The organism is Streptomyces sp. GC420 (assembly GCF_009916105.1).
Classification (GTDB): domain Bacteria; phylum Actinomycetota; class Actinomycetes; order Streptomycetales; family Streptomycetaceae; genus Streptomyces.
The window spans coordinates 1-992 of record NZ_JAAAXQ010000780.1 but is presented as its reverse complement, the minus strand read 5'-3'; the positions used below and the strand labels follow the sequence as shown (position 1 = coordinate 992).

General features: G+C 67.0%; 2 protein-coding genes and 1 pseudogene. 2 read left to right on the top strand and 1 reads right to left on the bottom strand.

What is annotated here, in order from left to right; all coding sequences use genetic code 11:
* Positions 1-197 (bottom strand): hypothetical protein (locus GUY61_RS39475; protein ID WP_208106998.1); only part of this gene is annotated, 197 nt, incomplete at its 3' end.
* Positions 198-291: 94 nt separating this feature from the next.
* Here GUY61_RS39475 and GUY61_RS38575 point away from each other — a divergent pair.
* On the top strand, positions 292-753 hold the full coding sequence (locus GUY61_RS38575) for an Lrp/AsnC family transcriptional regulator (protein ID WP_166634932.1): 462 nt from the start codon (positions 292-294) through the stop codon (positions 751-753).
* A gap of 116 nt (positions 754-869) precedes the next feature.
* Positions 870-992, top strand: a pseudogene (locus GUY61_RS41720) (electron transfer flavoprotein subunit beta); the annotation flags it as partial.

Sequence of the window (992 nt, the reverse complement as noted above, 5' to 3'; positions counted from 1 at the left end):
GGTACGCCGTACGGCGCGGCGCGCGTTCCGGCACGGCAGCCATGCCCCGGCCCGTCCGGCCACTCGGTCGGGCGGCCGTGCCCGGACGATGCACCGGCCGTCGCGGCCGTCTCGGTCGTCTCGGTCGTCTCGGTCGTCTCGGTCGTCTCGTTGACGGTCGTGGCCGCCGTCGAGTTCGTGGGTGTCGGGGTTTTCATGACAGAAAATCTAGGACGCGAGAACCGCCCGATGAAGAGAGTTCCCACGGCGATCGGCTTGTCCAGCCGGGGAATCCACTGCTATCCACACCCCATGACCGACTATTCCCCGGACGCCACCGACTGGCGCATCCTCGACGCCCTCCAGCAGGACGGCCGCACCGGCTTCGCCGAACTCGCCCGCGCCGTCGCCATGTCCCCAAGCGCGGTCACAGAGCGGGTGCGCAGACTGGAGGCGGCCGGGATCATCAAGGGCTACACGGCCGTGGTCGAGCCGGAGCGGCTGGGCATGCCGGTCCTCGCGTTCGTACGGCTGCGGTACCCGAACGGCAACTACAAACCGTTCCACGACCTGCTGGACACGACGCCCGAGGTCCTGGAGGCACACCATGTCACCGGCGACGACTGCTTCGTACTGAAGGTCGCGGCGCGTTCGATGCGGCACCTGGAGGAGGTGTCGGGCCGGATCGGCGCACTCGGTTCCGTGACCACGAGCGTGGTGTACTCGTCACCTCTGCCGCGCCGTGCGCTGCGCCGCACCGACGGGGTCGGCTGAAGGGTCACTCAGCGCGGTGGCACTGCGTACCCTTTACTCATGGCACTCAGTGCCATATTGTCGTTCCTATGCTCGCGCGTGACCGTGAGCTGTTCACCATCCAGAGGAGAGTCGGCGTGAGCTTGAGGATCGTTGTCACTGTGAAGTACGTGCCCGACGCCACGGGCGACCGGCATTTCGCTGATGACCTGACTGTCGACCGTGATGACGTGGACGGTCTGCTCTCGGAGCTCGACGAG